The organism is Acinetobacter sp. AB03 (genome assembly GCF_058107045.1).
The window spans coordinates 2,527,419-2,552,702 of sequence record NZ_JBUEBA010000002.1 but is presented as its reverse complement, the minus strand read 5'-3'; the positions used below and the strand labels follow the sequence as shown (position 1 = coordinate 2,552,702).

27 protein-coding genes are annotated in these 25,284 nt (G+C 42.9%); 21 read left to right on the top strand and 6 right to left on the bottom strand.

What is annotated here, in order from left to right; genetic code table 11:
* The first annotated feature begins 28 nt into the window (after positions 1-28).
* Together ACY3FQ_RS12975 and ACY3FQ_RS12970 are read left to right on the top strand one after the other, a co-directional pair.
* The gene (locus ACY3FQ_RS12975) at positions 29-1,138 is read left to right on the top strand and encodes a YjgN family protein (protein WP_004694984.1); all 1,110 of its coding nucleotides are present in this window, start codon (positions 29-31) and stop codon (positions 1,136-1,138) included.
* A gap of 10 nt (positions 1,139-1,148) precedes the next feature.
* Positions 1,149-2,204, top strand: a complete 1,056-nt coding sequence (locus ACY3FQ_RS12970; RefSeq protein WP_201950127.1) for a M48 family metallopeptidase — start codon at positions 1,149-1,151, stop codon at positions 2,202-2,204.
* 17 nt (positions 2,205-2,221) lie between these two features.
* Here the strand turns inward: ACY3FQ_RS12970 and ACY3FQ_RS12965 are convergent, their stop codons facing one another.
* Entirely contained in the window at positions 2,222-2,497 is a 276-nt protein-coding gene (locus ACY3FQ_RS12965; RefSeq protein ID WP_004984216.1) for a DUF2218 domain-containing protein, read from the bottom strand.
* A 178-nt stretch (positions 2,498-2,675) separates the two neighbouring features.
* Between ACY3FQ_RS12965 and rpe the strand changes: the two genes are divergently transcribed.
* The 9 genes from rpe (at position 2,676) to ACY3FQ_RS12920 (ending at position 9,580) form a co-directional block, all read left to right on the top strand.
* A complete protein-coding gene (rpe, locus tag ACY3FQ_RS12960) occupies positions 2,676-3,362 on the top strand; it encodes a ribulose-phosphate 3-epimerase (RefSeq protein WP_201950130.1) in 687 nt (228 codons plus the stop codon).
* A gap of 431 nt (positions 3,363-3,793) precedes the next feature.
* Positions 3,794-4,267, top strand: coding sequence for a hypothetical protein (locus tag ACY3FQ_RS12955; protein WP_201950135.1), 474 nt, complete (start codon positions 3,794-3,796; stop codon positions 4,265-4,267).
* Between the two features lie 45 nt (positions 4,268-4,312).
* Positions 4,313-6,142, top strand: coding sequence for a copper resistance system multicopper oxidase (locus ACY3FQ_RS12950; protein ID WP_201950145.1), 1,830 nt, complete (start codon positions 4,313-4,315; stop codon positions 6,140-6,142).
* Entirely contained in the window at positions 6,129-6,422 is a 294-nt protein-coding gene (locus ACY3FQ_RS12945) for a hypothetical protein (protein ID WP_201950148.1), read from the top strand. The genes ACY3FQ_RS12950 and ACY3FQ_RS12945 overlap by 14 nt, the downstream gene beginning before the upstream one ends.
* The gene (locus ACY3FQ_RS12940; protein WP_201950151.1) at positions 6,409-7,335 is read left to right on the top strand and encodes a copper resistance protein B; all 927 of its coding nucleotides are present in this window, start codon (positions 6,409-6,411) and stop codon (positions 7,333-7,335) included. The genes ACY3FQ_RS12945 and ACY3FQ_RS12940 overlap by 14 nt, the downstream gene beginning before the upstream one ends.
* 233 nt (positions 7,336-7,568) lie before the next feature.
* On the top strand, positions 7,569-7,886 hold the full coding sequence (sugE, locus tag ACY3FQ_RS12935) for a quaternary ammonium compound efflux SMR transporter SugE (protein ID WP_005400191.1): 318 nt from the start codon (positions 7,569-7,571) through the stop codon (positions 7,884-7,886).
* Between the two features lie 82 nt (positions 7,887-7,968).
* The gene (sugE, locus tag ACY3FQ_RS12930) at positions 7,969-8,286 is read left to right on the top strand and encodes a quaternary ammonium compound efflux SMR transporter SugE (protein ID WP_010325989.1); all 318 of its coding nucleotides are present in this window, start codon (positions 7,969-7,971) and stop codon (positions 8,284-8,286) included.
* 33 nt (positions 8,287-8,319) lie between these two features.
* A complete protein-coding gene (locus tag ACY3FQ_RS12925) occupies positions 8,320-8,805 on the top strand; it encodes a methylated-DNA--[protein]-cysteine S-methyltransferase (RefSeq protein WP_279691599.1) in 486 nt (161 codons plus the stop codon).
* Positions 8,806-8,926: 121 nt separating this feature from the next.
* A complete protein-coding gene (locus tag ACY3FQ_RS12920) occupies positions 8,927-9,580 on the top strand; it encodes a nuclease-related domain-containing protein (RefSeq protein WP_419381116.1) in 654 nt (217 codons plus the stop codon).
* A 30-nt stretch (positions 9,581-9,610) separates the two neighbouring features.
* Here ACY3FQ_RS12920 and ACY3FQ_RS12915 read toward each other — a convergent pair whose 3' ends face one another.
* On the bottom strand, positions 9,611-10,378 hold the full coding sequence (locus ACY3FQ_RS12915) for a hydroxymethylpyrimidine/phosphomethylpyrimidine kinase (protein ID WP_183174418.1): 768 nt from the start codon (positions 10,376-10,378) through the stop codon (positions 9,611-9,613).
* Positions 10,379-10,471: 93 nt separating this feature from the next.
* Here ACY3FQ_RS12915 and ACY3FQ_RS12910 point away from each other — a divergent pair, with 93 nt between their 5' ends.
* A complete protein-coding gene (locus ACY3FQ_RS12910) occupies positions 10,472-11,116 on the top strand; it encodes an HAD-IA family hydrolase (protein WP_201950162.1) in 645 nt (214 codons plus the stop codon).
* Between the two features lie 97 nt (positions 11,117-11,213).
* On the opposite strand, the gene ACY3FQ_RS12905 is transcribed toward ACY3FQ_RS12910, so the two are convergent.
* Both ACY3FQ_RS12905 and ACY3FQ_RS12900 read right to left on the bottom strand, forming a co-directional pair.
* A complete protein-coding gene (locus tag ACY3FQ_RS12905) occupies positions 11,214-11,957 on the bottom strand; it encodes a sporulation protein (protein ID WP_201950164.1) in 744 nt (247 codons plus the stop codon).
* Between the two features lie 84 nt (positions 11,958-12,041).
* A complete protein-coding gene (locus tag ACY3FQ_RS12900; RefSeq protein ID WP_004694947.1) occupies positions 12,042-12,506 on the bottom strand; it encodes an Lrp/AsnC ligand binding domain-containing protein in 465 nt (154 codons plus the stop codon).
* Between the two features lie 137 nt (positions 12,507-12,643).
* On the opposite strand from ACY3FQ_RS12900, the gene ACY3FQ_RS12895 reads away from it, so the two are divergent.
* The 5 genes from ACY3FQ_RS12895 (at position 12,644) to ACY3FQ_RS12875 (ending at position 18,308) form a co-directional block, all read left to right on the top strand.
* Positions 12,644-13,903 (top strand): D-amino acid dehydrogenase, encoded by a 1,260-nt coding sequence (locus ACY3FQ_RS12895; protein WP_218645688.1) that lies wholly within the window; start codon positions 12,644-12,646, stop codon positions 13,901-13,903.
* 36 nt (positions 13,904-13,939) lie between these two features.
* A complete protein-coding gene (gene alr / locus ACY3FQ_RS12890; protein WP_201950171.1) occupies positions 13,940-15,037 on the top strand; it encodes an alanine racemase in 1,098 nt (365 codons plus the stop codon).
* Between the two features lie 37 nt (positions 15,038-15,074).
* Positions 15,075-15,434, top strand: a complete 360-nt coding sequence (locus ACY3FQ_RS12885) for a RidA family protein (protein WP_004694941.1) — start codon at positions 15,075-15,077, stop codon at positions 15,432-15,434.
* 141 nt (positions 15,435-15,575) lie between these two features.
* Entirely contained in the window at positions 15,576-17,018 is a 1,443-nt protein-coding gene (locus tag ACY3FQ_RS12880) for an amino acid permease (protein WP_176537218.1), read from the top strand.
* Positions 17,019-17,201: 183 nt separating this feature from the next.
* On the top strand, positions 17,202-18,308 hold the full coding sequence (locus ACY3FQ_RS12875; RefSeq protein WP_279042848.1) for an acyltransferase family protein: 1,107 nt from the start codon (positions 17,202-17,204) through the stop codon (positions 18,306-18,308).
* A gap of 81 nt (positions 18,309-18,389) precedes the next feature.
* Here the strand turns inward: ACY3FQ_RS12875 and ACY3FQ_RS12870 are convergent, their stop codons facing one another.
* Complete coding sequence (locus ACY3FQ_RS12870) at positions 18,390-18,842, bottom strand: CopD family protein (protein WP_005011820.1); 453 nt, start codon at positions 18,840-18,842, stop codon at positions 18,390-18,392.
* A gap of 23 nt (positions 18,843-18,865) precedes the next feature.
* Positions 18,866-20,095 carry a beta-ketoacyl synthase N-terminal-like domain-containing protein gene (locus tag ACY3FQ_RS12865; RefSeq protein WP_004694933.1) on the bottom strand — a complete coding sequence of 410 codons (1,230 nt, stop codon included), beginning with the start codon at positions 20,093-20,095 and terminating at the stop codon, positions 18,866-18,868.
* A gap of 278 nt (positions 20,096-20,373) precedes the next feature.
* Here ACY3FQ_RS12865 and ACY3FQ_RS12860 point away from each other — a divergent pair, with 278 nt between their 5' ends.
* The 4 genes from ACY3FQ_RS12860 to fusA all read left to right on the top strand — a co-directional run bounded on the left by ACY3FQ_RS12860 (position 20,374) and on the right by fusA (position 25,274).
* Positions 20,374-21,831 (top strand): EcsC family protein, encoded by a 1,458-nt coding sequence (locus ACY3FQ_RS12860; RefSeq protein WP_489774152.1) that lies wholly within the window; start codon positions 20,374-20,376, stop codon positions 21,829-21,831.
* Between the two features lie 154 nt (positions 21,832-21,985).
* Entirely contained in the window at positions 21,986-22,360 is a 375-nt protein-coding gene (gene rpsL / locus ACY3FQ_RS12855) for a 30S ribosomal protein S12 (RefSeq protein WP_002050319.1), read from the top strand.
* A 177-nt stretch (positions 22,361-22,537) separates the two neighbouring features.
* Positions 22,538-23,008, top strand: coding sequence for a 30S ribosomal protein S7 (rpsG, locus tag ACY3FQ_RS12850; RefSeq protein WP_004694929.1), 471 nt, complete (start codon positions 22,538-22,540; stop codon positions 23,006-23,008).
* Between the two features lie 130 nt (positions 23,009-23,138).
* On the top strand, positions 23,139-25,274 hold the full coding sequence (fusA, locus tag ACY3FQ_RS12845; RefSeq protein ID WP_005400176.1) for an elongation factor G: 2,136 nt from the start codon (positions 23,139-23,141) through the stop codon (positions 25,272-25,274).
* Positions 25,275-25,284 lie beyond the last annotated feature (10 nt).

Sequence of the window (25,284 nt, the reverse complement as noted above, 5' to 3'; positions counted from 1 at the left end):
AAACAGTAAAATAATAGATAGGGTATACATGCAAAATTCAGAGGCATCTTTGCCACCTGTAGAGGCTTCTTTTGAAGCAAGCTGGCCACCTCCACCAGCCGTTCCCACGGATGAGCCAAACGCCTATTTGGGACAGACCTTTCGTTTCCAATTCCGTGGTAATGCCCGTGAGTACTTTGGCATTTGGATTGTGAATATCTTATTGACCATTGTTACCTTCAGTTTATATGCGCCTTGGGCGAAGGTTAGACGCTTACGCTATTTTTATGGCAACACGGTGTTTTATCGCCGCAAGTTTGATTTTACGGGTGTACCTACACGTATCCTGATTGGTCGAATTATTGCTTTGGGCGTGTACTTTGGCGCTTCAGCTTTGGCTCAGGTATCTTGGCAAGCTTCTTTAATTGGTTTCCTCATCATCTTTTTATTGGTTCCGTGGTTGGTGCGTTCAACCATTCGTTTCCGAGCGCGGAACAGTAAATTTGGCAATAGCCGCTTTTATTTTACAGGCACAACCAAAGAAGCCTATATCTTGGCGCTGAAAGGCATTTTGATTTACATCTTTACCCTCGGGATCTTTTTCCCAGTGCTGTTTTGGTATTTTAAAAAATACACGCTGGATAATTTACAACTCGGGCAATTACGTTTTGAGTTACATGCCGATTGGCCTGACTATATGCGTGCTATGTACGTCCCTGTGTTTTTGTTTATTGGAATTGTCTTTGTTTTAGGATTATTCGTTGCCTTCACTCTTCAAGTTGGGAGCAGTTCTCCAACCCAGTTTGGGATCATCGTGGCGGTGATTTATATGATTGCTGCTTTTATGATTTGGCCGTTGATGATGGCGCGTATTTTTATTACCACATGGAATAAAGCCACGCTGGGGCGTAGTCCTTTCCAAACGGACTGCGGTCAGATGCATTATGCATGGATCGTGATGACCAACTGGATTTTAAAAATCCTCTCGCTCGGTTTGTTATCTGCATGGGCTGCGGTGCGTTTGTATCAGTATCAAATTGAGTCATTAACTTTAACCCTAAAAAATGATCCAGATCGTATGTACAATTTGGCTCAAGATGACCCGAATGCTATTGCTGAAGAGCTGAGTGATATTTTTGACATCGATATTTCGCTGTAACGAGGCTTAAATGCAGGAACAAAACATCACCTTTTACGATGGGCAGATTTCTAAGCCTTATCCAGCCACGATTGCACCGATAGACCGAGAAACGGTGTTGATCTGTTATAACCAGCAGCAGCGTCGTTATTACTATGCCGATATGCAGTTGATTGGGGCATTGGGGCAGATTCAACCTGTGATTGAGTTGAAAGATGATGCACGGATTGAATTTCCACAAGCATTGCCTGACTGGTTTGAGCTGAACAAAAAGCATGTACAGCATTCGATTTGGAAATTAGAACGCTCACCAAGTCTCATCTTATTTAGTGTGGTGTTTGTTGCCGCTTTTATCTTTGCCATTTTAAGATGGGGTATTCCAAGCGCAGCACATTATGTCGCGATGCAACTACCTGCCGATACCATCTATAAACTCGGCGATGAAGCGCAAGAACAAGTGTTTAAGCTGACGGGACCTTCGACTGTCCCTCTTGCACGTCAAAAACAAATCATGCAAAGCTATCAAGACCTTGTTGCCAATGGGCAACCTGCCAAAGTATTGTTTCGTGCAGGTGGACAAATTGGAACGAATGCTTTAGCGCTGCCAAACAACACCATTATTCTGACCGATGAACTGGTTAATTTAGCTAAAGATGATCATGAAATTATTGGGGTTTTAGCACATGAGCAAGGGCACTTGGTCGAGCGACATAGCTTACAGCAAGCCTTATCCAGTTTAGGTTTTAGTGTGCTATTGATTGCGGTGACGGGGGACAGTTCGGCCTTATTTACAACTTTGCCCGTGGCTTTGGTTGGTGCCAGTTATTCACGCAATTTTGAAAGTGATGCGGACTTGTATGCCATGCAAGTGCTGGATAAAAACCATATCTCCAGCTTACATTTGGCAAACTTTTTAGCACGTATGGAAGATGATGCACGTGCCGAAGAGGAAGAAAAGCAGCCGCAAGGGAAGTCCGAAGAAGAGGAGGACGGTGGCATTGGTTCATTTTTCCAAAGTCACCCTGCGACCCAAGAGCGTATTGCAGCTATTCGCCAATTTAACCAACAGCAACGGTTATCAAACTAATTCATTCAGCCGTTGACTTAAACTTGTGTCCATGTTGCTGTGAGTGGCGTTTGTCCCATACGGATCAGGTGGTCTAAGACCACGTGTTCTAAGTGACTCAATTTTTCTTCACTCGCCTCAATGCTGACATGTAAATGTTCGGCTTGAGGGCTTAACAGTACCCGTGCTTCAGGCATGATAATGGTAAAACTACTGGGTTCTTGTTCGATTTCAAACTTATGTTTCCAGTGATTCACCAGTCGTTTTGCAATTCGAGCCGCATCTGTCGTGACAATATCCGCAGTACTTTTCATATTTACCTCGTCGATTGATCATTTACCATAGCAGTTTCAAGCCAAATGAAAAGTTGAATGTTGCAACGCTACGTTGCAAATTTAGAAAGCTTAGCGCTTTCTTTTTTCACAAGTCCCAGTTCAAAAGCTGAATTTGCTATAATGCGTTCATTCCCTTTTGTATAAGCCAGGTACACGCATGTCCAAGCCTTATTTAATTGCACCATCTATTCTCTCTGCTGACTTTGCTCGTTTAGGTGAAGACGTTGAACATGTACTTGCAGCAGGTGCAGACGTGGTTCACTTTGATGTGATGGATAACCACTATGTGCCAAATCTGACTTTTGGTGCGGGTATTTGTAAGGCTCTCAAGAACTATGGCATCAAAGCCCCAATTGATGTGCATTTGATGGTCAAGCCTGTCGATCGCATGATTGGTGACTTCTTAGAAGCAGGCGCGGACATTATTACCTTTCATCCAGAAGCCTCTGACCATATTGACCGTTCTTTACAGTTGATTAAATCAGGCGGTGCAAAAGCGGGTTTGGTCTTTAACCCAGCAACGCCGTTATATTATTTAGATTATGTGCTCGATAAAGTCGATCAAATTTTGTTGATGAGTGTGAACCCTGGTTTCGGCGGTCAAAAGTTTATTCCGATGACTTTAGACAAACTACGTGAAGCACGCAAAATTATTGATGCTTCAGGGCGTGATATTCGTTTAGAAGTGGATGGTGGTGTGTCACCTGCAAATATTCGCGAGATTGCAGAAGCGGGTGCAGATATGTTTGTTGCTGGTTCAGCTATTTTTGGAAAACCAGATTATAAAGCTGTGATTGATGATATGCGTGCAGAGCTTGCAAAAGTCGGTGCGGTAAAGGTTTAAGCTCATAGGTATAAATACTATGCGTTCTGTGGATAACTTTATGGATAAACTGGTGGATATCTATGTTGATAACGATATGGATAACTTGATTAATATTCAAACGTTTACACAGCAATGGTTTAGTATTTAGACGTTAAATGTATAAAAAGGACTCATTTGAGTCCTTTTTTATGGTGTGAAAGCCTGATTCTTACTGATGCTTTATTCATCTTTACTTAAAAATAGCACTGTTTAAAAAATAACTTTATTGTTTAAGTGTGCGTAGTGGCTAAACCGTCGCAGTAATTGAATTTAAATTTATAAACTTGTGTATAAACTATTCTTTGCTTATCCTGTAGATTGGGATCAGCAACAAAAGCTTAGGCATTTACATGCACAGAACGTTTTGTTGCGTTGAAATATCATTCTTCACTGACTAAATAGGATTGATTGTGCGTTCACTGCTCAAGACACATTCTTGGTTTGTCTTACTCATTACCTTGGTAATGGGGTGGAGTGGTATTGCCCAAGCTTCGGCAGCGCCGATGCATCAAATGATGCAGCTGAGTATGCAGGCTGCAACCAGTGAGCAAAGTTCTGCGCATGCAACAGGTATGCAAAGCATGCCCGACTGTCATCAAACGAAATCATCGAGTCCAGTCTCTGGACATCAAATGCATATGGCTCAGACCGACATAACAGCGAAGAGCAATTGTCATGCCTCGGATATGCTGCAAAATAAGCAAGTTCAGTGTCAGGAGTGTGCACAGTATCACTGCCAAACGACGCTGACGCTTTTAGACGTTGAACCGCTTGCAGTGGTTCAGCTTGAAGCCGCTTTAGTACAATCATCCCCCCATTTTCGTTATCAAGCTCAACATTTAGTGGGCTATTGGCAAGAAATTCTACGTCCTCCTAAAGCCTAATCCTGATTTTTAAAACTTTATTTTTAAAATTATTAGGATTTAGTCATGTCTATTCAATTTAAACAAAGCCTCATCCTTGGGGCGTGTCTGATGTCATCTTCTTGGAGCTTTGGCGCAGTCAAAGAATACCAATTAGTCATTGATGAAAGTCCCGTCAATTTAACGGGAAAGTCGTTAAAACGCATTAGCGTTAATGGGCAGTTTCCTGCACCTCTGCTTGAATTTGAGGAGGGCGATGATGCGGTCATTCGGGTTAAAAACAACTTAAAAAAACAGGATTCATCGATCCACTGGCATGGTTTGCTTTTGCCCGGGCTAATGGATGGTGTGCCAGGTTTTAACGGGTTTAATGGTATTCAGCCGAAGAGCGAATTTGTCTATAAGTTCAAAGTGCGCCAAAGTGGAACCTATTGGTATCACGCACACTCGAAAGGACAAGAGCAAGATGGGCTGTATGGCGCATTGGTCATTTATCCCAAAGACAAAAAGCCTTTAGCTCAGCATGAAAAAACTGAGCGTGACTATGTGGTGATGCTGTCGGACTTCCATGAGCAGAGTAGTGAACAAATTCAGAAGAATCTGAAAATTTCTGCCGAATATTATCAAAATCAGCGTGAAACCGTTGCTGATGTGTGGAAACAAGTACAGCGCGAGGGCTTAAAAGCCGCGTGGCAAGACCGTTCCATCTGGAACCAAATGCGCATGCTAAAAACGGATCTGTCCGATGTCACGGGTTATACCTTCCTGATCAATGGTAAAACGCCTGAGCAGAACTGGACAGGTATGTTTAAGCCGAATGAGAAGGTTCGGTTGCGTTTTATCAATGCTTCAGCCATGTCATTTTTTGATATCCGTATTCCTCACTTAAAAATGACCGTGGTCAGTGCAGATGGTCAACCCGTCAAACCCGTTCCTGTGGATGAGTTTCGGATTGGAACTGCTGAAACTTATGATGTGATTGTGGAACCGAAAGCAGGGCATTATCAAATTGAAGCAGAGTCGATTGACCGTTCAGGCTACGCCATTGGAACTTTACACAATGAGTTGACTCCAATGGCACAGAGCATACATATGCCTGCGCCACGTCCACGCTCATTGTTGACCATGGAAGATATGGGGCACGGCTCAGAACATTCAGGTATGGATCATTCACAGATAAACCATGAAACAATGCCTGAAATGGATCACTCCAAAATGAACCCTGAAGCGATGGCTGGTATGGATCATTCAAAGATGAATCATAAGACCATATCTGAGATGGATCATACACAGATGGGTCATGCGCAACAGAATACGACAGCAAGTTCGGTACAGGAAGCTGTTACACCAGTGTATGGGTGGGCGAATGCCTCTACGCCTAAAGGTGATAAGGCATTGCAATATAGCGATCTGAAATCCTTAGAGCCTCAAAAAGATACCCGTGAGGCGACGAGCGAGTTAGTGATTCGTTTGGGTGGAACTATGGAACGCTATTTGTGGACCATCAACGGGAAAAAATTTAGCGACGCTGAACCGTTGAAAGTGAAGTATGGCGAGCGTATTCGGATCAAATTTATCAATGACAGCATGATGGCGCATCCGATGCATTTGCACGGTATGTTTATGCAACTGGAAAATGGACAAGCCGCCGTTGATATGCCGAATAAGCACACTTTGATTGTACCACCGGGCAAAACAGTGACTGCTTTACTGACCGCAGATGAGTTAGGCGAATGGGCGATTCACTGTCATCTGCTGTATCACATGAGCTCAGGCATGATGAATAAACTGATTGTGGCCAATGTGAGTGATAGTCAAGTGTCCACCACCCCAATTCAAGAGCAAAAAACAGCAGCTCAAGCTGAACCAAAAGGAGATGAACATGCGCATCACTAATCTTTTTTCAGGTTTTGCCCTAGCTGTTAGTGTCTTATTGAGTTCGTTTGCTATGGCTGCCGAATCTCATGCACATCATGAAAAACAAAAAGCCAAATCTACAAGCCAAGATCAGTCCAAAGAAATGGCACATGAGCATCATCAGCATAGTGCCGATGAGCATACTCAGATGCTGAAACAGAAAAATGCGGTTGGTCTGCCTTCATCGGAGAAGCAAGCTCAGACTCAACCAAGCAAACAGTCGAAGGCTCAGAAAGGAGATCATCATGTACACCATTAATCTTTTTTCTAAAAGCATAGTGAGCAGTTCTTTCGTGTTGATGAGTGCTGCGGCTATGGCGCATGAAGGGCATCATATGCCTGCTGAAGCAAATGCAAATATGTCCATGACAACTGAGTCCGTGATGTCACAACATGCACAGCATCAGGCGATGACCACTCCAACTCAAGCTGTTCCACAGACTAGCGCACAACATGTACAGCAGATGAATCATGATTCAACAGCACATACGCATGATCACCGCAAAGAGCACGGCGCGCAAATTTATGCGGTCACCACCGTCGATAACAAGTGGTTGCTGAATGAAGATGGCGATGGTGGTTTAAAGTCTGAGTTTGAAACCCGTATCGGGACAGATGAAAATAAGCTGTTTATCAAGGTACATGCGGATAAGCAGGAAGCGCATAAGGCTGAATATGATGCCAAAGTGCTGTATAGCCGTATGATTTCAGACTTTTGGGATATACAGGCAGGTGCACGATACCGAGCTGAAAAAGTAGAGTATGAACAGCAGGGATGGGATACGGAAGAAAAAGTGGATGGGGTGCTTGGCTTACATGGTTTAGCGCCGTATTTCTTTGAAACTGATGCTTACGTATATGCTGGTGCAGACAACTATGCTGCGTTTAGTTTAGAAACCGAGCGGGACTTGTTACTGACCCAAAAGCTGATTTTTAAACCTTATTTAGATATGAATATTATTTTCAGTGATGACTCTAAATATGCCAAAAAATCGGGTCTCAGTAGTGCAGCCGTTGGTCTTGAGACACGTTATGAGATCAGCAAAAAAGTCATGCCTTATGTGGACATTGCCTATGAATATAGCAAAGGCAATGAAGCGACGGCTTGGCAGGCTGAAAGTGACGAAGAGAAAGGTTGGCAGTATGGAATGGGTATTCGCTTTAAGTTTTAAGTCGGACGTTTAGGTTTAAAGTAAATATTTGAGATTGCACCAATGTTGTGCTGAAAGAGTGATCTGCTGGTTCGGATCACTCTTTTTTGCGCTTTAATGATTTCTAAGTATGAAAATAATTCATTTTGGTGCGCTCTTTGCTATAATTTGAGGCATATTTAGGATGAACGACCTCCCTCATATTGAGAAAATTCGTCAGGACGGCCTGACTCTAGTGAAGAGGAGTCAGTAGCATGGCTTGGGTTTTTCTTATCTTTGCGGGTCTGTTTGAAATCGTTTGGGCATATTCAATGAAACTGTCCGAAGGGTTTAGCAAACTCACACCCAGCATCATTACCATTGTGTTCATGATTTTAAGTTTTGGTTTACTGGCCTATGCAATGCGAACATTGCCGCTAGGAACCGCGTATACCATTTGGACTGGGATTGGTGCGATTGGATCTTTCTTGGTGGGGATTTTTATTTTAGGTGAGCCAGCAACTGCTATGCGGATGTTTGCTGCGGTGCTGATTGTATCGGGCCTGATTTTGATGAAACTCTCATCCAGCTAAATTCATTTAAATATGTAGAGCTTCAAGCGATCCTTCGTTTGAAGCTTTGTTGTTTCTGCTCGGAATAAAAGGTGTTTTGCGTATGGCGTGGGTGATTTTAATTGTTGCAGGTTTGCTCGAAGTGGTTTGGGCCTATGCAATGAAAGTATCGGATGGTTTTACTAAACTGACACCGAGTATTTTAACCCTCGTATTTATGGTGGCCAGTTTTGCGTTGCTGTCTTATGCCATGAAGACCTTACCTTTGGGCACTGCCTATACGGTTTGGACAGGGATTGGCGCGATTGGTTCATTTTTGGTGGGTATCTTGATTTTAGGTGAACCTGCCAATGCCATGCGGATGCTCGCAGCGGTTTTAATTATTTCTGGGCTTGTACTGATGAAACTTTCATCGTCATAATGTTACATACATAGACAATTTTTGTGGTGAACCATGCGCTTATTTTTTAAATATATGCCATCTCCTGTCGGGGTACTGAGACTGGTGGCACATGATCAAGCCTTGGTTGCCGTATTGTGGGAAAATGAAAATCCCAAACGGGTACGTTTAGCTGAACTGGTCGAACACAATCAGCATCCGATTTTGCTGGAAACAGAGAAACAGTTGAGCGAATATTTTGCGACAAAACGTCAAAGTTTTGATTTGCCTTTGGATTTTTTGGGGACAGATTTCCAGAAGCAAGTTTGGCAGGCTTTATTGCAAATTCCTTTTGGTGAAACCCGAAGCTATAAAGATATTGCGCTACAGATTGGTAATGTCAAAGCCGTTCGTGCAGTGGGTGCGGCTAATGGCAAAAATCCAATTTCAATCATTGCGCCGTGTCATCGGGTTGTGGGGGCGAATGGAAAATTGGTCGGCTTTGCAGGCGGTCTGGACAATAAAGATATTTTATTGACGCTTGAGAAAATTGCGAATTAAGCGTGTGTTTCGGGGTTTTTACGTTCGTATTTTAGTTTAATAATTTAAAAGTAAGTACTTTGTTTTTTAATCTGTATTCTTTTGAAGAATCGTGTCTCTAACTCAAATAACGATGAATAATATGATGAGTCAAATTGTGGGGAATGTGTTTTCAGAGCTGTGGTGGATGCTACTGATCTTGTTCGGGATCGGCCTTTTAAAAGCGTTTAAGCCCTATCTGAAAGGGAGGTTTGGCGAGTTCGCAGTTCAAGCGCATGTGAAATTGTATTTGGATGAGCGTTATACTCTAATTAACGATGTGACTTTGCCTGATGAGCAGGGCGGAACGACTCAAATTGACCATATTGTATTGAGCCCCTTTGGTGTTTTTGTGATTGAAACCAAAAACTATAAGGGCTGGATTTTTGGTGGTGAGCGTCAAAAGATGTGGACGCAGAAAATTTATAAAAAGAGCTTTAAATTTCAAAATCCGCTGCATCAAAATTATAAACACGTCAAAGTGCTGCAAAGTGTGTTGCAAGATATTGTTGATGTAGATTATATCCATTCTGCTGTGGTGTTTATGCCTGAATGTGAGTTTAAAACTGCAATGCCCAGTACAGTATTTAAAGGTAAAACATGGGTCGATTATATTAAGACCTTTAACACAGAAGTGATTCCAGCGATGAAACTGAAACGGATTCAGCTTCGGATTGAAAAAGAAGTGTTAGAAAAGTCATGGAAAACCAACCGTGAGCATGTCGCACATTTAAAACAACGCCATCAAGACCGTTAAACAAAACCCTGCATACGCAGGGTTTTCTACTTAAAAACGCTTGGGAATTTTTTGACCGCCTTCAACAGGTGTTTCTGCCTGTTTTAATACACCAAAGAGCCATGTTTCGGCATGATGTACTGCGACTTTAACACTGTCACCTTGCGCCAAACGACCCGCAATAAAACTTGCCAGCGAACAACCTGAACCGTGATATTCACCAGCTAAACGCGGGCAGCGAGTTTCAGAAATGAGCTCGCCATTCACAAACAGGGCATTACGAATATAGTCCGGTGTGTCTTCATGACCACCTTTGACCAGTACCGCTTTGGCACCCATTTCAAATAGTTTTTGCGTTGCGGTAGCTAAGTCATCGAGACCTGTTAACGCTCGTAGTTCAACTGTATTTGGGGTAATAATGTCCGCCAATGGGATCAGCTCAACAAAAGCTTTGACTAAGGTTGCTTGATCACCCAGTGAACCGCCACTGTTCGCCACTAAAACAGGGTCGAGTACATATTTGTACTCAGGATGTTCACGTAGAAACTCAGCCAGTGCTGCAATATTATCAGTGGTGCCTAACATGCCAGATTTGACGGCTTTAATCGGTAAATCACCGACAACAGCGTTCGCCTGAGCTAACAGCAATTCTTTTGACGTCGCTTCAAAGCCAAACACTTGTTGCGAGTTTTGAACAGTGAGTGCTGTACACGCAATGGCTGCATGCGCACCACTTTGACCAATCGCTTCGATATCGGCCTGTAAACCAGCACCACCTGAAGGGTCTAAACCAGAAAAGCACAGTACGGTTGCGCGCACAGAAATATCCTTGTTGCGAAAATTTGCGATAGTATAGGCAACTTTGGCAGAACTCTCGATAGTATTTTATTTAAAGCCCAAGAAGGATCAGCTGTGATTAAACATATTTTGCTAGATTTAGATGGAACATTAACAGATCCGAAAGTTGGCATTACCACAAGTGCGCGTTATGGCTTAAACAAAGTCGGACACCCCATTGCTGAAGATCTAAACATTGACTGGATTATTGGGCCACCCCTAAAAGCGTCTTTGGCAAAACTCTTAAATGTTGCAGTGGACGATGTTTTGGCAGAGCAAGCTTTATTGGGCTATCGTGAGCGCTTTGCGGTGAAAGGTTTATATGAAAACCATTTATTTGCCGATGTTGAACCGACCTTAAAAAAACTGACCGAGCAGGGCTATCACTTGTATTTGGCGACAGCAAAACCTGAAATTTATGCACGTCAAATCTTAGAGCATTTCAATTTACTGCAATACTTTATCCATCCCTATGGCAGTGAACTGAACGGTGAGCGCACCAATAAGGGAGAGTTGATTGCTTATATTTTAGAAAAAGAGCAGTTAAAAGCGGAAGAGTGTCTGATGGTTGGTGATCGTGAGCATGACATTTTGGGTGCACGTCGTAACGGCATTGAAACCATTGCGGTGGAATACGGTTATGGTTCTGATCAAGAGTTGACGGAAGCCGCACCTAAAGCACGAATTAAAACCTTTGCCGATGTCTTGGACTTGATTTAACGCAGATAGGATTTAATTCGGACAGGATTTAAAGAACGTCTTTTTCGACTGCGCACGACTTTTCTATATTGAAACAGTCGTGCGCAGGGATTAAAAATTAAATGCCTAACATACGTCTAATTTCATTTGCTAACAGTGCAGGATTGGCCTGTTGATGCGGAATGCTAAGGCTGTTGAAGCTATCACCACGAAATTTACGATCCACTTCCAAAAGTACATGGGTTTGATGTTGCTCTGCCACAAAGGACACTTCAACTTCATTGATGCTGTTGAACAATTGCGTAGGTTTAAATTCAAGTTCTTGATAACAACCAATGCTCGAGTGGAAGCCGTTGCCACATAGTTGACCTTTTTCAACATCGACGGTCATTAACTGAAAACCGCATTGCTGCATGGCTTGAATAAACGCCTGCATAGCCGGTGTCGGGAAAATCTGTAAATAGTCTTTGTCAGTGGCATCGAGTCCCCAGCCCACATCTAAATGCGTATGTAACCACACTCGGGTTTTATTGATGCGGCAAGGCACATCTGTAACTGGCGTTTCAAAGGGCAGTTGAATCGAAAAAGGAAATGCATGTGACTGATGGGCTTGTAACTCAAAAGTCCCGCTAATGTGCCATTCGGCAATACTTAACGCACTATTGTACTCAGCATCATCCGATTCAACCTCGGCTGTGGTCATGAGCTTTAAATAAATACCGTTGATAATTTTATTAGACGCGGCACCTTTAAAAATAACCTCACCTTGAATGGCTTGACCCGCTTGTGGTGCGGTGGTGTGTAGACGAGTATCGACTTGAATGCCTTGTAAGCCAAGACTAGACATAAGTTTGTTAAACAAGGTGCAGAACTTCCAATAGGGAATCGATAGATTTTAAACATTTAAAGTGAATGCATTTTTAAAATGCATATTTTTAATAAGCTGTTAGCGAATATCCAAATAAAAACTTTCTTTGACTTCTTCCATCACAATATAACTGTGCGATGACGCTGAAGAGGGCAGTTTTTTTAGTAAATCACCCAATAGGCGTCGGTAGGCACTCATTTCTTTTAAACGGGCTTTGACCAAATAATCGAATTCACCTGAAATCAGATGGCATTCTAAAACTTCAGGGATTTCGACCAAGTCACGTGCCACTTGATCAAACACATCGCCAGACTTGGCCGATAGCTTAATTTCTAAAAATACCAATAAGTTTCGATCGACCAGTTGTGGATTGAGGCGTGCGTAGTAACCCATGATAATACCATCGCGCTCTAAGCGTTTGACACGTTCTGAACAGGGTGTGGTTGAGAGGTTGACGCGAGAGGCCAATTCACTAATCGCAATTCGTCCATCACGCTGTAAAATGTCTAAAATCTGCTGATCAATCCGATCTAATTTACGCATTATAAATTTCCTATGTTTAGAATTTTAGCGCGACAAAAATGGCGATTTACCTAGATTATAATATTAAAAACAGTGAAAAAAACTATTAACCTAAAAATATACTAGTGAAATAAACTAGTGTGTGTAAGGGATCAGTCATGCGTGTAATTGTCTTAGGTAGTGGTGTCATCGGTGTTGCAAGTGCATATTACCTTGCACAACAAGGCGCAAGCGTTACGGTTTTAGACCGTCAAGCTGGTCCTGCTGAAGAAACTAGCTTTGGTAACGCAGGGCAAATCTCTCCAGGTTATTCTACACCGTGGGCTGCACCCGGTATTCCGTTTAAAGCCGTAAAGTGGATGTTCCAACACCATGCACCTTTAGCGATTAACATCGATGGTAGCATGTGGCAGTTGAACTGGATGGCGCAAATGTTGAAAAACTGCAATCCACAAAGCTATGCTATTAACAAAGAACGTATGACGCGTGTTGCTGAATACAGCCGTGACTGCTTACGTGAACTGCGTAAAGAAACAGGCATTCACTATGAAAACCGCGCGAAAGGAACTTTGCAGGTTTTCCGTAATGAAGCACAACTAGATGCAGTACAACGTGACATCCAAGTATTAAAAGAATGTGGCGTCGACTACGAATTATTATTAAAAGATGACTTAGCCAAAGTCGAGCCAGCTTTAGCCTATGCCAAAGACAAACTGGTTGGTGGTTTACATCTACCGAATGATGAAACAGGTGACTGTTACCTATTTACCAATGCTTTGGCAAATCTTGCGAAAGACATGGGCGTAGAATTTAAATTTAACCAAAATGTTGAAAAATTAGTGGTTGAAGGGGATGAAATCAAAGGCGTGGTGGTTGATGGTCAAGTGCTTACAGCAGACCGTTATGTGCTTGCTTTTGGTAGTTATTCACGTGATTTCTTAAAACCATTGAATTTGAATTTGCCTGTGTACCCTGTCAAAGGCTACTCATTGACCATTCCAATTATAGATCCTGCATTTGCACCGCAGTCTACGGTTCTTGATGAAACTTATAAAATTGCCATTACGCGTTTTGACCAACGTATCCGTGTGGGTGGTATGGCTGAACTGAGTGGTTTCAACCACGGTTTAAACCAAGACCGCCGTGCGACCTTGGAAATGGTGACTCAAGACTTATTCCCAGGTGGAAATTTAGCTGAAGCAAGTTTCTGGACGGGTTTACGTCCAATGACACCAGACTCTACGCCGATTATTGGTGCGACTCGTTTTAAAAACTTATTCTTGAATACAGGACATGGCACCTTGGGTTGGACCATGGCATGTGGTTCAGGCAAGCTTATTAGTGACTTGGTGATGAACCATCAACCAGACATCAGTACTGAAGGCCTATCGATTCAACGTTATCCTTCAGCAGCCTAATTCGTTTTAGGTCATATTGATTCAAGGAAGAAGAAAATGCCACGTCCAATTACTGCAGTGATTCATAGTCAATCACTGCAGCATAATTTAAATGTTGCTCGCACGAAAATGCCGAATAGCCAAGTCTATGCGGTGGTCAAAGCCAATGCCTATGGTCATGGGATTGAACGCGTCTATCAAGCGTTCAAATCTGCCGATGGTTTTGCGCTGCTCGATTTGGCAGAGGCGAAACGCATCCGCGCTTTAGGCTGGATAGGTCCGGTTCTGTTACTCGAAGGTATTTTTTCAGAGCAAGACCTATTTGACTGCCATGAGCTGGGCCTAAGTTTCAGTATTCATAGTGAATATCAACTCGAATGGTTAGCGCGTTTTCCTTTAGAGGCGCAGTTCGATGTTTATTTAAAAATGAACAGCGGCATGAATCGTTTAGGTTTCCGTCCTGAACAATACCGTCAAGTGTGGCAGCAGCTTTCCAGTTTGCCTCAAGTTCAACGCTTGACCCATATGATGCATTTTTCGGATGCCGATGGTGAGCGTTTCGGACGTGAAGGCATTGCGCATCAATGCCAGTTATTTGATGCCATTACCCATGATCTGCCGGGTGCACGTTCTGTTAGCAACAGTGCAGCCATCTTACGCCATGAACAGTTGCAGTCGGATGTGATCCGTAGCGGCATCATGCTCTATGGCAGTTCTCCAGATTATCCAAGCCATTCGATTCAGGACTGGGACTTGCAACCTGCCATGAGTTTGCGCAGCGAGTTGATTGCCATTCAGCAATTAAAAGCAGGCGATAGCGTCGGTTATGGCTCAAAGTTCATTGCTGAAAGCGACATGCGTGTGGGTATTGTGGCTTGTGGTTATGCCGATGGTTATCAACGGATTACCGCAACAGGTACGCCTATTTTAGTTGATGGACAACGCAGCAGCTTGGTCGGGCGTGTCAGCATGGACATGTTGGCGGTCGATTTATCTCACCTTCCAAATGCCCAAGTCGGCAGTGAAGTGGTGCTGTGGGGTACATCGAAACAGGGTGCTGTACTCAGCATTGATGAAGTCGCAGCAGGTTCAGGCACGATTGGCTATGAGCTGATGTGTGCTGTCACTGCACGTGTCAATTTTATCCAAGATTAAATTTTATTTTTATACAGTTTCATACAAGGAAAGACCTATGTCACATTCAGACATTCAAAAATTCAACACCAACGAAGTCATGAGTGCAGTCACTGTGTTTAATCAAGTGGTGTATTTGTCAGGGCAAGTGCCAAAAAATACCGACAATGATGTCGCAGGTCAGACCCGTGAAATTTTAGCAACAATTGATGAGCTTTTAGCTTTGGCAAATACAGATAAATCACGTTTGTTATCTGCTCAGCTTTACATCAAAAATCTCTCTGATTTTTCTACAGTCAATGCGATTTGGATTGACTGGATGAATGGTTGTGTAGCACCTTCACGTGCCACGATTCAGGCTGATTTGGTTAATCCAAACTGGTTGATCGAAATTGCAGTGACGGCTGCACAAAACTAATTTTTAAACTCTCCCCGTGTATATCAGCGCTTGGGTTTCAACCGAAGTGCTGATGAGCGTATAAATGCCGCCCGTTAGGATAACGAGCACTGTATGAACATGGTTTATACGCAAAAAAGGACTTTAACAGGATGTTAAATTATGACGACTACCCCACAAGCTGACGGTGCAAATGCATCATCGCATGAATTACAACGGAAATTATCCAACCGCCACCTGCAATTGATTGCCATTGGTGGCGCGATTGGTACGGGCCTGTTCATGGGTTCGGGCAAAACCATCTCTCTTGCTGGTCCTTCTATCTTAATCATTTATATGATTATCGGGACCATGTTCTTCTTCCTGATGCGTGCATTGGGCGAAATTTTATTGTCAAATTTGCACTATAAGTCGTTTATCGATATGGCTCATGATCTGATTGGGCCAGGTGCGGGTTACTATATCGGTTGGTCCTATTGGCTCGGTTGGGTCTTGGTCGGTATTGCGGACTTGGCAGCCATTATTAACTATCTTGGCTTTTGGCTCCCACCAGACATGGCCTTTACTCCTATGGGACAGGCTTTAATCAGTGTCGGCTGTGTGCTGTTTGTCCTTGGGTTAAATTTGCTGACCGTGAAACTCTTTGGTGAAATTGAATTTTGGTTTGCTTTAATCAAAATTTTAGCCATTTTAGGGCTGATCGTGATTGGTGGCTTTATGGTGTTTAGCCATTTCCAAGCACCGGGCGGTTCAGTTGCAAGCTTTAGTCATGTTTGGTCGCATGGCGGGATGTTCCCTCAAGGTGGCAGTGGCTTTTTAGCAGGCTTCCAAATTGCACTCTTTGCCTTTGTCGGTGTAGAGCTGATTGGAACCATGGCTGCTGAAACCAAAGACCCTGAAAAGAACTTACCGAAAGCAGTGAATGCGATTCCAACCCGTATCATTTTGTTCTATGTCTTGTCGCTATTTGTGGTGATGTCGGTGACGCCGTGGAATCAAATTCCTGCGGATCAAAGCCCGTTCGTTTCACTATTTTTACATGCAGGTATCCCAACTTCAGCCATCATTATGAACTTGGTGGTACTGTCTTCAGTGATGTCTTCAATGAATAGTGGTGTGTTCTCTACATCACGTATGCTGTTTGGTTTGGCAAGAGAAGGGCAAGCACCACAGAGCCTAGCGCGTCTGTCAAAACGTGCGGTGCCAGCAAAAGGCTTATTCTTCTCATGTGCTTTTATCATGGCAGGTGCTGCGCTGCAGTACTTTGTACCAAACACGGTTGAAGCCTTTACATTAGCCAGCTCATTGTGTGTGATTCTGTTCATCAGTATCTGGAGCATTATTATGGTGTGCTATATCCGCTACCGTAAATTGCGTCCTGAGCTACATGCAAAATCGACTTTTAAAATGCCGGGCGGTGTTTGGATGTCTTATGTGGTCTTAATCTTCTTGTTCTTTACGTTGATTATTTTGAGTTTAGAGGCGGATACTCTTCGTGCACTCATGATCAGTCCACTATGGGTGATTGTTCTAGCCGTGACGTATCAACTGCTGTACAAGCCTCGTATGAAAAAACGTCTGTTAGGGCAGCAACTGGATAACTAAAATTCATTCTGTACTCGTGATGTTTGAAAGAAAGCCCTGCATAAGTAGGGCTTTCTTTTTGCTTGAGCTGAATTAATGGGTTCTAATTCAGTGTTAGATAATTGTATGATTTTATATATAAAAGCTGTCTAAATCAGGTGATTTCACTTTTAATGAGGCACTTTAAAATTTTAATAATGATTTATGCGTAATTATAAAATAGACATCCTGCGTGGCGTGTCCATCCTGTTGGTGCTGATTCACCATTTCAATATTCCTTATAAATTACACGATACCTTTCTCGGCATCTCAATTGGGGGCGAGAGCTTAAGTACTTTGATTGCAAGAAATGGCAACTATGGTGTGACCATGTTTTTTGTCATTTCAGGTTTTTTGATTACTCAGCATACCTTGCAGCGCAGTGGATCTTTGGCGCAGATTAAGCTGAAAGATTTTTATATCCGTCGTCTTGCTCGAATCATGCCGTGTCTGGTGTTATTGGTCACGATGGTCAGTGTGCTCGGAAGCTTAGGATTACAACCCTTTATCAATCAGTCGCCCAATGGCGTAGAAGTGTCCTATGCTGTCACCGTCCTTTCAGCTTTGAGCTTCTGGATGAATCTACTGATTATTGAATACGGCTGGGTGAACTATGCTTTGGGCGTATTGTGGTCTTTATCGGTTGAAGAAGTCTTCTATTTAGCGTTTCCTGTCCTGTGTTTAGCACTGGGTCGGGGCAAAGGCTTTATTATTTTTCTGCTCGTTGTCATTGCGTATGCACCGTATTTTCGTGCCCTCCATTTTGGCGAGGGAAGCGGCGCTTATCTGTATCATTATTTTTCTAGTTTCGATGGAATTGCCATTGGCTGCCTCACCGCAATATATGCGCAACATATTAAAGGTGTAATTTACAATCAAAAAATGATTGTTGCAGTAACAGCGTTTCTAATGACCGCTTTATATTTTTATGCACCCATCAAAGAGGTGAGTAGTTGGGGCATCAGCGTATTTGCTTTACTTACAGCGTTACTCATATTGTGTTTTACCCAAGACCTGAAAGTTAAACCTATCTCATACACGGCACGGAGTTTGGTCTGGATTGGACAGCGTAGCTATGAAATGTATCTGTTTCATTTGATTGTTCTCGGCTTAATGAAAGTGGTGTATTTCCCAAAAGAAACTTTAGCGGCTGAAAAGTTGATGTTGTTGCCTGTTTATTTTATCGCAGTGTTTATTTTGAGTTGGGTGATTGAGAAATATTATTCAACCCCGCTCAATTTAAAAATTCGTCAATCTTGGATACGCTCGTAATACTGATCTTGAACTGTGCTGTTGATTTTGTACAGACATTAAAAAGCCCCGAATCAATCGGGGCTTTTTAAGTGTGGGATTTTAAAATGTCGGTTTAACCACGACTAAAATCACCACAGCAAATAAAATGAGGGTCGGCATTTCATTAAAGAAGCGCCAGAATTTGTGTGACTTGTAGTGCGCATGACCAATCAATTTCTTACGGTAATAACCGCAAACAAAGTGGTAAATCACCAACAATCCAACCAAACCGACTTTGAGGTAGAACCACAGGGCTTCATGGTAGTGGCGCGTTGCATCACCCCAATCCACCAAGAAGTGTGCCGTGATCAGTGTTGCAATCATCGATGGCCACATAATGCCACGGTACAACTTGCGTTCCATGACCTCGAAACGTTGATGACTGACGGCATCATCACTCATGGCATGGTAAACATAGAGCCGTGGTAAGTAGAACAATGCAGCGAACCAACACACCACGGCAATAATATGTAATGCTTTTACCCATAAGAAAGCATCAGAAGGAGCATCCATCAAGTCACCCTAAAATGGGCGGCTTAGCCTTCCCACTTTTTGAAAATGAGACATGCATTTACGCCGCCAAAACCGAAACTGTTACTCATCACAGTATTCAATTTTGCGTCACGTTTTTCAAGCACGATATCAAATGGTTTTGCGCCTTCATCCAGTTCAGTCACGTTGATGTTTGGTGCAATAAAGTCATTTTGCATCATTAGGACTGAGTAGATCGCTTCTTGCACGCCAGCAGCACCTAAGCTATGACCTGTCATTGATTTGGTCGAGCTGAGTGGAGGAACTTGACCTTCGCCAAATGCACGTTCCATTGCTTTTAATTCAGTGATGTCACCAGCAGGCGTTGACGTACCATGCGTATTCACATAGTCAATTTTGTCTACGCCGTGTTGTTTTGCTTCTTCAAGTGCCATCAGTACACAACGTGTCGCACCTTCACCCGATGGCGCAACCATGTCTGCACCGTCAGAGTTTGCCGCATAGCCCACAACTTCAGCCAAAATGTTGGCACCACGTGCTTGCGCATGTTCTAAAGACTCAAGCACTACAAATCCGCCACCGCCAGCAATCACAAAACCGTCACGGTCAGCAGAGTAAGGACGAGACGCTGTTTCTGGCGTGTCATTGTATTTTGAGCACAGTGCACCCATTGCATCAAATAACAGGCTTTGAGACCAGTGATCTTCTTCACCACCGCCTGCAAGCATGAGGTCTTGCTTGCCGAGTTGAATCAGGTTGTAGGCATAACCAATTGCATCAGCAGACGTTGCGCATGCGCTGGTAATGGTGTGTGCAACACCTTGCATTTTAAAAGCAACACCAACGTTTGCCGTAATTGTGTTCGACATATTACGTGGTACGAAGAACGGACCAACTTTACGTGCGCCTTTGGTGTCTAACAATTCTTTCATTTCAACGACAGATGCAGTTGAACCACCACCTGAACCGCCCGCGATACCATAGCGTGGATTGCCACCAATTTGCTCTGCTGTTAAGCCAGCATTTTCAACTGCAGCAACTGCAGCGTTATATGCATACATGGCACAAACACCCATAAAGCGTTTTAGCTTACGGTCGATGCCATCAAAGTCTTGTTCAGCAGCAGCGCTGATATGGCTTTTAAAATTGAGTTCAGCATAGGTTGGGTTAAAACGTGTCCCAGAAATCCCGTTTTGTAATGCATGAGTAACTTCTTCCAAAGTATTACCGATACATGAGTTGATACCCATGCCAGTGATTACTACACGTTTCATTTAAAGATCCCTTATATGGTGGTTTTGCAGAGTTACGCTTAAAGATGAATCAACAATTTATTTCTAAGCCAATTGCAACTCTTATGTTTTCAATGCAGATCATAATAGCAGAAAGAATTTTTAATTCTTATGGCAAATCCTATGCCAATTTGACTTGTCTTAAAATCAGGAGTAGGGCATTTCAACTTTACTAAAAGACACATATTCTTATTGAGATAAATGCGTACTACACCTAGTATTTAGCTAGAAATGAAAGATTATAAAGTACGGGGTACGGAATGGCGGATTCAAACAATAAACAGCGCAGTGGTTTCTTTTCAAATGCCTTCGGAGTGGCTAAAAAGCTCAGCCATACAGGTTTAAACATATTAAACCAAGTGAGCCCAGATACGGCTTCAGCACTGACCAATGCTACAACTGGTGATAGTGCGAGTACAAAAACAAAATCGAAAAATAAGCGTTATGAAAATCCGCAGCAAGTCTTAAGAGACCATCTGCCGACAGTATCACGGCATTTATTGGGACGTCATTATGTCAACGCAAATCGAGTCGCGCATTTTGTGTCGCCACAACTTTCCGATAAAGCCGCAGATTATTTTTTTAGCCAGCTTAATCAATTTAGCTCGAGTATGAGCTCGGTCGATGCCGTTTTAGATGAAGCGGGCGTGCGTGATTTAGAGATGTTGACCCAAGATGTCGACCGTTCAAAACGGATTAGTCAGGCATTGTCTGAACAAAATAAGATCATTGCTATTCTTCAGGGCGCACTGACTGGAGCAACGGGCTTTGTGGGTTCAACCGTAGATGTCCCTGCTTCTTTAGTGATGTCGTTACGTATGATCTACCAAGTGGGGCGTTCTTATGGTTTTGACTTAAGTAAAGAATCCGATCAAGACATCGTACAGTTTATTTTTAAACAGATTGATCTTGGGTTGATTGCTGAAAAACAAACTTTGTTGATAGCGATAAAAGCCATTTCAAGTACCTTGCAAACCCATGATGTCTCTCAGTTACAACAGCTTTTAGGTTCAAGTAATGATATTGAAGCCTTAAAGAAATGGTTGACCAATGCCGATGGTCAGCTGAAATGGGGACAGTCGATTGCCAATCTATCGCTACTGAATAAGCTGGCAAAACTCACACCAATTGCCAGTGCAGGAGTGAGTGCAGCCTATAGTTGGCGCCTTGTTGATGATGTACATCAAAAAGCACAACTGGTTTTTTCACAAGCCCGCCAGTATATCATTCAACAAAAAGATACCAGCCTGAGTGCTTTAACAGCATATGAACGCTCACTTGAGCTTTTGGTGAAAGCCTCACCAAGACTATTGTCACAGCGCAGTACATCAGAGACCGATGGTTCAGATTTGAAACTTGGGGCTGAAGTGGAGTTAAATGGTCATCAAAGCATTACCAAGGTTAAAATCCAGAAAAAGTCTGACAAAGTTACAGAGCCTGTCGCAACCGAAGAACGTGTTCAACAAGGGCTGGAACAACTCGCAGATCAAATGATTGAACCCCATGATGCTGTTGCACCGCAGCAACCAGCCCTACAAATGGAAGAGGATCTTGCAGATTTATATCCAGTGGATGAGGTTGAGGAGACCACACAGAACAATAATGAGTCTTTTACGGAAAATGAACCCAATATGGCTTCAAAAGTCACAGCAAAACCCGCTGTAGAGCCGACTGAAAAAAAGGTTACAAAAAGACGAAATGCGCCAAGTAAAAAATAAACCCTTTAAAATAGATAGAAATTTGTAAAAGCCCTGATTTGGTCAACATTACATGTAGTTTGAAATGTTGACCATTTTTACGTCTTAGCTTACAATTGCATGCCCTCAAAAAGTCGTCTTTTTTTGGGTTTTTTATTAACGGGAGAATTGCCAAATGGCAACAACAAATCAGTTGATCCGTAAGGGTCGTACGACTTTAGTTGAAAAATCTAAAGTTCCTGCGTTGAAGGCTTGTCCACAACGTCGTGGTGTTTGTACACGTGTTTACACAACTACACCTAAAAAACCTAACTCAGCAATGCGTAAAGTTTGCCGTGTGCGTTTAACTTCTGGCTTTGAAGTTTCTAGCTACATCGGTGGTGAAGGCCACAACCTACAAGAGCACAGTGTTGTTCTTATCCGTGGTGGTCGTGTTAAAGACTTACCAGGTGTACGTTACCATACCGTTCGTGGTTCTTTAGACTGTGCTGGTGTGAAAGATCGTAACCAGTCTCGTTCTAAATACGGTACTAAACGTCCTAAGAAATAATCTTTCGAGATTAACCTCTTAGTTCGCTAGAACTGCAATCCTTTATCGTCTCGCTTGTCTGATTTCTGCATTAATTTTGTGAAATTCAAGCGACGTGTAGTAAGGCCAGCGAAAGCACATGACACTTTGTGCTACGGCTGGATTAACCTGAAGTGTCATATATATAGGTAGTTTAAAATGCCAAGACGTCGCGTAGTTGCTGCTCGTGAAATCCTTCCGGATCCTAAGTTCAGCAGCCAAACAATCGCTAAATTCATGAACCACGTAATGCAAGATGGTAAAAAATCTATTGCTGAAAGTATCGTTTACGGTGCTTTAGACCGCGTTCAAGAAAAAAACAAAGTAGACCCAGTTGAATTTTTCGAGACTACTCTTGAAAAAGTTCGTCCTATGGTTGAAGTAAAAGCACGCCGTGTTGGTGGTGCTACTTATCAAGTACCTATGGAAGTACGCCCATCCCGTCGTACTGCTCTAGCTATGCGTTGGTTAGTAGATGCTGCTGCTAAGCGTTCTGAAAAAACTATGGCTTTACGTCTTGCTGGTGAGTTGCTTGATGCAGCTGAAGGTAAAGGCGCAGCGGTTAAAAAACGTGATGACGTGCATCGTATGGCTGAAGCCAACAAAGCATTCTCTCACTACCGCTTCTAAGCGACTAAAACAGCCCCTATTCAGGAGGGTGATAGCTTGGCTTACGCCAAACTGTCATCGAATCGCTTTAAGCTGTTCGTCAGCTTAAAGCGCCTGTTTTAAACAACAAAATTTAGGAATGCAAGAAATCATGGCTCGTCAAACCCCAATTTCTCGTTATCGTAACATTGGTATTTCTGCGCACATTGATGCGGGTAAAACCACAACTACAGAACGTATTTTGTTCTACACAGGTGTATCTCACAAAATTGGTGAAGTACACGACGGTGCAGCAACAATGGACTGGATGGAGCAAGAGCAAGAACGTGGTATTACCATTACTTCTGCTGCTACGACTACATTCTGGTCAGGTATGTCTAAACAGTTCCCTGAACACCGTATCAACGTAATTGATACACCGGGACACGTTGACTTCACAATTGAAGTTGAACGTTCTATGCGTGTTCTTGATGGTGCGTGTATGGTTTACTGTGCTGTAGGTGGTGTACAACCTCAGTCTGAAACTGTATGGCGTCAAGCGAACAAATACCAAGTGCCTCGTTTAGCATTCGTGAACAAGATGGACCGTACTGGTGCAAACTTCTTCCGTGTTGTTGAACAAATGAAGACACGTTTAGGTGCAGCTCCTGTACCTGTAGTAATCCCTGTTGGCGCTGAAGAAAACTTCCAAGGCGTAATCGACTTGATCGAAATGAAAGCGATCATTTGGGATGAAGCTTCACAAGGTATGCAGTTCGAATACGGTGAAATCCCGGCTGAACTTCTAGCTACTGCTGAAGAATGGCGTACAAACATGGTTGAAGCTGCTGCTGAAGCTTCTGAAGAGCTAATGGACAAATACCTAGAAGAAGGCGAACTATCTAAAGAAGATATCGTTGCTGGTCTACGTGTTCAAACTTTGGCTTGTCAAATTCAACCAATGCTTTGTGGTACAGCGTTCAAAAACAAAGGTGTTCAACGTATGTTGGACGCAGTAATTGAATTCTTACCGTCGCCTACAGAAGTTAAAGCGATTGAAGGTGTTCTTGACGACAAAGCTGAAACTAAAGCGATTCGTGAAGCATCTGACGAAGCTCCGTTCTCTGCGCTTGCGTTCAAAATCATGAACGACAAATTCGTAGGTAACTTAACTTTCGTACGTGTTTACTCTGGTGTTCTTAAACAAGGTGATTCTGTTTATAACCCAGTTAAATCTAAACGTGAACGTATCGGCCGTATCGTGCAAATGCACGCGAACGATCGTCAAGACGTTGAAGAAATTCGTGCGGGTGATATCGCTGCGTGTGTAGGTCTTAAAGACGTTACTACGGGTGATACACTTTGTGATGAGAAAAATGTCATCACACTTGAGCGTATGGAATTCCCAGAGCCAGTAATTGCATTGGCTGTTGAACCAAAAACTAAAGCTGACCAAGAAAAAATGTCAATTGCTTTAGGTCGTTTGGCTAAGGAAGATCCATCATTCCGCGTTCGTACTGACGAAGAGTCAGGTCAAACAATTATTGCTGGTATGGGTGAACTTCACCTTGACATCATTGTTGACCGTATGAAGCGTGAATTCGGTGTTGAAGCAAACATTGGTAAACCAATGGTTTCTTACCGTGAAACGATCAAGAAGACAGTTGAACAAGAAGGTAAATTCGTACGTCAAACTGGTGGTAAAGGTAAATTTGGTCACGTATACGTACGTTTAGAGCCAATGGATCCTGAATCAGAAAAAGATTACGAATTCGTTGAAGAAGTTGTTGGTGGTGTAGTTCCTAAAGAATTCTTCGGTGCTGTGGATAAAGGTATCCAAGAGCGTATGAAGAATGGTGTCCTTGCTGGTTACCCAGTTGTTGGCATCAAAGCTACATTGTTTGACGGTTCTTACCACGATGTCGATTCGGACGAATTATCGTTCAAAATGGCAGGTTCTTACGCATTCCGTGACGGTTTCATGAAAGCAGATCCTATCTTGCTTGAACCGATCATGAAAGTTGAAGTAGAAACTCCAGAAGACTACATGGGCGATATCATGGGTGACTTAAACCGTCGTCGTGGTATGGTTCAAGGTATGGATGACTTGCCTGGCGGTACTAAAGCAATTAAAGCTGAAGTTCCACTTGCAGAGATGTTTGGTTACGCGACTCAAATGCGTTCTATGTCTCAAGGCCGTGCAACATACTCTATGGAATTTGCTAAATATGCTGAAACTCCACGTAACGTGGCTGAAGGCATCATTTCTAAATTTCAGTCTGGCGGTAAAAAAGGTGACGACGAGTAATCTTTCGATT